At 41.8% G+C, this 5,954-nt stretch carries 6 protein-coding genes; 5 read left to right on the top strand and 1 reads right to left on the bottom strand.

The window, feature by feature from the left end; genetic code table 11:
* Positions 1-57: 57 nt before the first annotated feature.
* The 5 genes from OQ5_RS0100645 (at position 58) to OQ5_RS0100625 (ending at position 5,019) form a co-directional block, all read left to right on the top strand.
* Entirely contained in the window at positions 58-309 is a 252-nt protein-coding gene (locus OQ5_RS0100645) for a MotA/TolQ/ExbB proton channel family protein (protein ID WP_255297325.1), read from the top strand.
* 8 nt (positions 310-317) lie between these two features.
* Complete coding sequence (locus OQ5_RS0100640) at positions 318-764, top strand: hypothetical protein (RefSeq protein ID WP_016775638.1); 447 nt, start codon at positions 318-320, stop codon at positions 762-764.
* 67 nt (positions 765-831) lie between these two features.
* A complete protein-coding gene (locus OQ5_RS0100635; protein WP_016775637.1) occupies positions 832-1,407 on the top strand; it encodes an ExbD/TolR family protein in 576 nt (191 codons plus the stop codon).
* 1 nt (position 1,408) lies between these two features.
* Positions 1,409-1,885: an ExbD/TolR family protein gene (locus tag OQ5_RS0100630; protein ID WP_016775636.1), complete on the top strand. Its 477-nt coding sequence runs from the start codon at positions 1,409-1,411 to the stop codon at positions 1,883-1,885.
* A gap of 155 nt (positions 1,886-2,040) precedes the next feature.
* Complete coding sequence (locus OQ5_RS0100625; RefSeq protein ID WP_016775635.1) at positions 2,041-5,019, top strand: PEP/pyruvate-binding domain-containing protein; 2,979 nt, start codon at positions 2,041-2,043, stop codon at positions 5,017-5,019.
* Here OQ5_RS0100625 and OQ5_RS0100620 read toward each other — a convergent pair.
* Positions 4,998-5,651, bottom strand: a complete 654-nt coding sequence (locus OQ5_RS0100620; protein ID WP_016775634.1) for a porin family protein — start codon at positions 5,649-5,651, stop codon at positions 4,998-5,000. The two genes, OQ5_RS0100625 and OQ5_RS0100620, sit on opposite strands and share 22 nt — an antisense overlap.
* Positions 5,652-5,954 lie beyond the last annotated feature (303 nt).

The following is a 5,954-nucleotide window of genomic DNA, read 5'->3' as shown; positions in this document are numbered from 1 at the left end:
AAAAAGGGTTAACCTGGATTTCTTTGTTTATTGCCATTGCCCCCGATGCTCGGTTTCATGGGTACAGTTATTGGTATGATCGATGCTTTTGACAGCATTCAGGCTATGGGAGATGTTTCTGCCACTGCTGTTGCCGGTGGTATTAAGGTAGCCCTTATTACTACAGTGTCCGGTCTGATTGTTGCTATCATTCTCCAGGTGTTTTACAATTATCTGGTTTCTAAGATTGACAGTATTGTGAACTCTATGGAAGATGCTTCAATTTCGTTGATGGACATTCTGGTTAAGTATAATATGAAAAATAAATAATCGTCATTATGACTAAGCTTTCAAGATATTTGAATATAGTTCTATATCTTCTCATTGGGGTTACAGTTGTTTTCGCAGGACTCTTTTATTTCGGCGGTGAAGTGGAAGATGCTGCTATGACAACACCTGTATACACTGAGTCAATATTGAACTGGGGGAAGATATTGCTTATAGGAGCAGCCGCAATAACATTTATTTTTGAAATTGTAAATCTGATTCTTCATCCACATACTGCGATGAGAACTCTTATTTCGATTGCAATTTTGGCGGTTATTGCAGTGATCTCTTATAGCATGGGTGATGGCACACCTTTGCAACTCGTTGGATATAAGGGTTCGGACAATGTTCCAAGCATGCTGATCATGGGGGATACTTTCCTCTACAGCATGTATATCCTTCTGGGAGGTGCATTGTTAGCTATCCTTTATACCGAGGTGTCCCGTATTTTTAAGTAAACAATATGTTTCTGTAGGAGGAGAAAAGACGTTTTTCTTCTCTACATGAAAAAAATAATAGAATTCTATGGGAAAAAGAGATATTCAGGAAGTGAATGCAGGGTCCATGGCAGATATTGCCTTTCTTCTGCTTATTTTCTTCCTTGTAACTACAACCATGGACACAGATTCCGGCCTTTCGCGGATGCTGCCACCTCCGGTTCCGGAGGATGAGGAGCCGCCGCCACCAATTAAGGAGCGGAACGTGTTTGAGGTTCTTATCAACGCCCAGAACAGGCTTTTGGTAGAAGGAGAACCCATGGATTTGAGTCAGCTCAGAGATGCTGCTAAAGAGTTTATTGAGAACCCGATGGATGATCCTACCTTGCCGGAAAAGGAGGAAAAAGAAATTCCGTATTTTGGTGTTGTGCCCGTTTCTAAAGGTGTTATATCACTGCAAAATGACAGGGGAACCCAATACCAGATGTATCTTTCGGTTCAGAATGAATTGGCCGCAGCATATAATGAATTGCGCGATGAGCTGGCTCAACGAAAATTTGGCATGAAGTTCGATGAACTGGATGAAGACAAACAGGAAGCTATTCGGGATATTTATCCACAGAAAATTTCCGAAGCTGAACCTAAAAACGTAGGAGGAAATTAGGATGGCTAAATTTAGAAAGAAAAGAGGCGGTGGTCCGCAACAGATCAATACGGCCTCACTACCCGACATCGTTTTTATGCTTTTGTTCTTTTTTATGGTTAGTACGACCATGAAAGAAGTTGCTTTGAAAATTCAACTCAAGCAGCCCGAAGCTACCGAGTTGACCAAACTGGAGAAGAAGTCTTTGGTTACATACATTTACGTGGGTGTACCGCAAAGACAATATCAGTCCACTTTTGGTACCGAGCCCAGGTTGCAGTTGAACGATCAGTTTGCCACCGTAGAAGACATTCGAAACTACATCGTACAAGAGCGTGAATCAATGAGGGAAAGCGACAGATCTAAAATGACCGTTTCTATCAAAGCGGATTATGATACACCGATGGGCATTATTACCGAGGTGAAGCAGGCGTTGAGAGAAGCTCAGGCATTGAAGATTAGTTATTCTGCCAGAAAAGTTGAGCAGGTACCTATGTAAATTCGATTTTGAATTTTTTTTTATTATTTATAAAGAGCTGAATTTTCTTCAGCTCTTTTTTTATATTATCTGCTTGCCGGGGTTGATTCTATTTACTATTTTAATCGTTTGGATTTTTCGGATTATAACTTGCTCTGAAACAATATCTACTAATAATGGAATTCAATACTGTGCACAACCGTTTCTCTGAGACTGCTTTTGATCAGCTGATGCAAAAGCGGATTCACAAAGTTTTGCTGATATGTAGTTCATACGATGCTTTTATGCTCGAGGAGGATGGACGTATCGATGAACAGTTGTTTAACGAATATGTTTCCCTGAGCCTGAGGTATCCCCCTCATTTCATACAGGTTTCTTCAGCAGGCGAAGCTTTTAAAGTTCTCAAAGAAGAAAAAATTGACCTGATTATTACTATGCTCAGTGTCGGAGAAATGGATCCGTTTTCTCTCTCCCGGAAAATTAAAGAAACGTATCCCAGAATACCCATTGTTGTGTTGACCCCTTTTTCGCGTGAAGTCTCCATGCAACTGGAGCGCGAAGATACCAGCGCCATAGATTATGTTTTCTGCTGGCTCGGAAATGCCAATCTTCTTTTGGCCATCATAAAGCTTATTGAGGATGGCATGAATGCTGACCACGATATTCATAAAATTGGTGTACAAAGTATTCTTCTGGTAGAGGATTCTGTGCGTTTTTACTCCAGTTATCTGCCCCTTATCTATAAAATTGTATTCAGGCAGTCAAAAAAATTCATGCAGGAAGGGCTAAATGAGCATCAAAAAATGATGCGCATGCGTGGCCGGCCAAAAATATTGCTGGCCAGGACGTATGAAGAGGCTGAAGCCTATTACAATAAATACCGGAGCAATTTGCTCGGTATCATCTCTGATGTCTCTTTTAAACATGAAGGCACCAAAGAACAGGGTGCCGGAATAAATCTTGCAAAAAGGGTGAAGGAAGACAATCCTTATATGCCCTTTATGCTGCAATCATCAGACTCAAGGATTGCTGAAGTTGCAAAAGAACTGAAAGTTGGATTTATTCACAAACAATCAAAATTTCTGCTTCAGGAACTAAAAGATTTTTTGAATACTTATCTTGCTTTTGGTGATTTTGTCTTTATCAATCCCAAAACCGGGGAAGAAATTGCCCGGGTCAGTAATCTCAGGGAATTACAGAATAAATTGATGGAAATTCCGGATGAGTCTCTGCTTTACCACTTTAAACGCGACCATGTTTCAAAATGGCTGACCGCCAGAGCCCTGTTCCCTATAGGAGATGTGATTCGGGAAATGAAGGTTGACGACGATGTAGACATGTCTACACATAAGGAAAAACTCATCAGGGTCATTGCCGAATTTCGAAAAAGCAAGGGACGGGGGGTTATTGCTTCCTTCGATCGCGACCGTTATGATGAGTATATGACTTTTTCCCGCATCGGACAGGGATCGATAGGCGGAAAAGCGCGGGGACTTGCCTTTCTGAATTCTATTATAAAGAAACACCCCGAACTGAATCAGCATCCCGATGCCAACATTATGATACCACGTACCATCGTGTTGGGAATTGATGTTTTTGAAAATTTCATGGAGGAGAACGATCTTTATTCAGTAGGATTGTCGGACCTGCCCGACGAAGAGATCCTCCGGCATTTCATTAAAGGTAAGTTGCCAGCCCACCTGCGCGACGATCTTTTAAAGTTTGTTCAGGTTGTTCAACGCCCCGTTGCAATACGATCGTCGAGTGTGTTGGAGGACAGCCATTATCAGCCTTTTGCCGGTATTTATACCACCTATATGATTGCACCCTCCAGGGATGAAGAGATGGTTGGTCAGATAATGGATGCTATTAAATGCGTTTATGCTTCGGTCTATTACAAATCGAGTAAAGCATATATGGAGGGTACGACCAACCTTATTGATGAAGAACGCATGGGAATAGTTTTACAGGAGGTTGTCGGGCAGCCTCACGGAAACAGATTTTATCCCACATTTTCGGGAGTGGCACGATCCGTTAATTTTTATCCCATTCCGCCCGAAACAGCTGAAGATGGTATTGTTAACGTGGCTTTAGGCCTTGGCAGGCAAATTGTCGAAGGAGGCGCTTCCTTAAGGTTTTCTCCCAAATTTCCGCATAAAGTGCTCCAGCTGTCAACACCGGAAATGGTGGTTAGAGAGACACAGAAGACTTTTTTTGCACTCGATCTGGATGCCGGACGCTTTGAACCCTCTGTCAATGATGGAATTAATATTCTACAGCTCAATGTCGGTGATGCCGAGGACGATGGTTCTCTGAAGTGGCTGGCTTCGGTTTTCGACATGCAAAATCACATGATCAGGGACGGATTGATGGCTGACGGAGTTCGGTTGATAACATTTGCCAATATTCTTAAATACGATGCTTTTCCCCTGGCCGAAATATGCCGGAATATACTGGCTATTGGTCAGGATGAGATGAAGCAGCCTGTAGAAATTGAATTTGCAGTTGATATGCAGGCCCCCGATTCGAAACCTGTTTTTTATTTATTACAGATACGACCGATCGTCAGCAGCAAGAACCCGATAGGACCCGATTTGTCTGAATATGATCCCAAAGATTGTTTTCTTTACTCGGAATCTGCTCTTGGTAACGGCGAAGTGAATGATATTCAGGATGTGGTATACGTAAAGACAGATACATTTAAACCATCCTTAAATCGTGAAATAGCCGGTCATATAGAGAAAATTAATGACAAACTGCAAAAAAAGAGTCGCCCTTATCTGTTGATAGGCCCGGGACGTTGGGGCTCACAAGACCCCTGGCTCGGCGTGCCCGTAAGGTGGGGGCAGATTGCCGGAGCACGTACAATTGTTGAGATGGGACTGGAGAATTACCATGTTGAACCCAGCCAGGGCACCCATTTTTTCCAAAACCTGACCTCTTTGAGGGTTGGCTATCTTACCGTCAACCCGTCCATCGGTGAAGGACACATTAAAATGGATTTTCTTGACAGCCATCCTGCTGAAGAAGAAACCGGCCTTGTGAGACATGTAAGGTTTGAAAAACCATTTTCAACTCTGATTGACGGGAAAAGCAATAAGGGCGTCATCGTGTTTGATCAGCAGGAGTGGACTCAAAAATCAAATATTTTATAAGCGATAGACAACGTCAGGTTATTATTAACCCGTTCCAGCTTGGTTGAGGAATCGCCAAGTCCCCATGAATACCGGACATCAAAGTTGAAACTTCCTACTTCAACACCTCCGCCTGCCTGGAAACTCCACTGGGCGGTTTTCATGTTGTCGGAAAAGTTACTGATGTCTGTAATATCTTTCCATTTATTGTCTTCGCTGGCAGTGAAGGATGCAACCGGGCCGCCAATACCGTAAATATTTAATAGTTTTAAGTCAATCAGCTTTAAATGTGCCAGTAAAGGAATATCCCAGGTGTGATATGTCGTGCTGATGCTCGTCTCTTCACCATCTACCGTAAATTGGGTTTCTCCACCTTTTTTAACATAGAGAAGCTCCGGTTGAAATGAAAGATTATTTACCAGTTTTATTCTTGCAAAAGCGCCAAGCATTAGCCCGCCTTTTGCTTCGTCTTTGATGTCCTGAAAACTATAAGACTCGTTTCCGCTGATTATGTCTTTTGCATTATCGGTTCGGAATTTTGAAGAGTTGTATCCTGCTTTAATCCCCAGTGCAAAATTACCCTGAGCCTGTGTTGTTGATGAAACAGCTGCTCCTAAAAACAGCAGTGTTACTAAAATGAATTGTTTCTTCATAACGTTGGTTTTTGTTTTTCTACATGCAATTTGAGAATTTTTTCGATTGGGTGCAAATTTATATAAACCGCGAATTTTACGAATTATGCGAATTTTAAAAACTGCATAGCAGTTTTATAGATTGGCTATGCCAATCCCAATTCGTTAAATTCGTTAAATTTGCGGTTCCCATAACCTGGACAAGCCAGAACCAAACAGGTCATTCAAAATTGAATAAAAATATTCCCTTCTGTAAAGCTTTCCAATAAAGAGCTACAGAAAGTTTTAACCTGCTTTATTCATAAGTTTTCGTCATGAGATGGT

It is taken from the genome of Anaerophaga thermohalophila str. Valhall, from assembly GCF_000250735.1.
Lineage (GTDB): Bacteria > Bacteroidota > Bacteroidia > Bacteroidales > Marinilabiliaceae > Anaerophaga > Anaerophaga thermohalophila_A.
The sequence above is the reverse complement of the archived record's forward strand: the minus strand, read 5'-3'. Positions and strand labels throughout refer to the sequence as shown.

Bases quoted from the DNA above. Each gene is read 5' to 3' on its own strand.
- OQ5_RS0100640 (WP_016775638.1), top strand. From the start codon at position 318: ATGACTAAGCTTTCAAGATATTTGAATATAGTTCTATATCTTCTCATT.
- OQ5_RS0100625 (WP_016775635.1), top strand. From the start codon at position 2,041: ATGGAATTCAATACTGTGCACAACCGTTTCTCTGAGACTGCTTTTGAT.
- OQ5_RS0100635 (WP_016775637.1), top strand. From the start codon at position 832: ATGGGAAAAAGAGATATTCAGGAAGTGAATGCAGGGTCCATGGCAGAT.
- OQ5_RS0100630 (WP_016775636.1), top strand. From the start codon at position 1,409: ATGGCTAAATTTAGAAAGAAAAGAGGCGGTGGTCCGCAACAGATCAAT.
- OQ5_RS0100620 (WP_016775634.1), bottom strand. From the start codon at position 5,651: ATGAAGAAACAATTCATTTTAGTAACACTGCTGTTTTTAGGAGCAGCT.
- OQ5_RS0100645 (WP_255297325.1), top strand. From the start codon at position 58: ATGGGTACAGTTATTGGTATGATCGATGCTTTTGACAGCATTCAGGCT.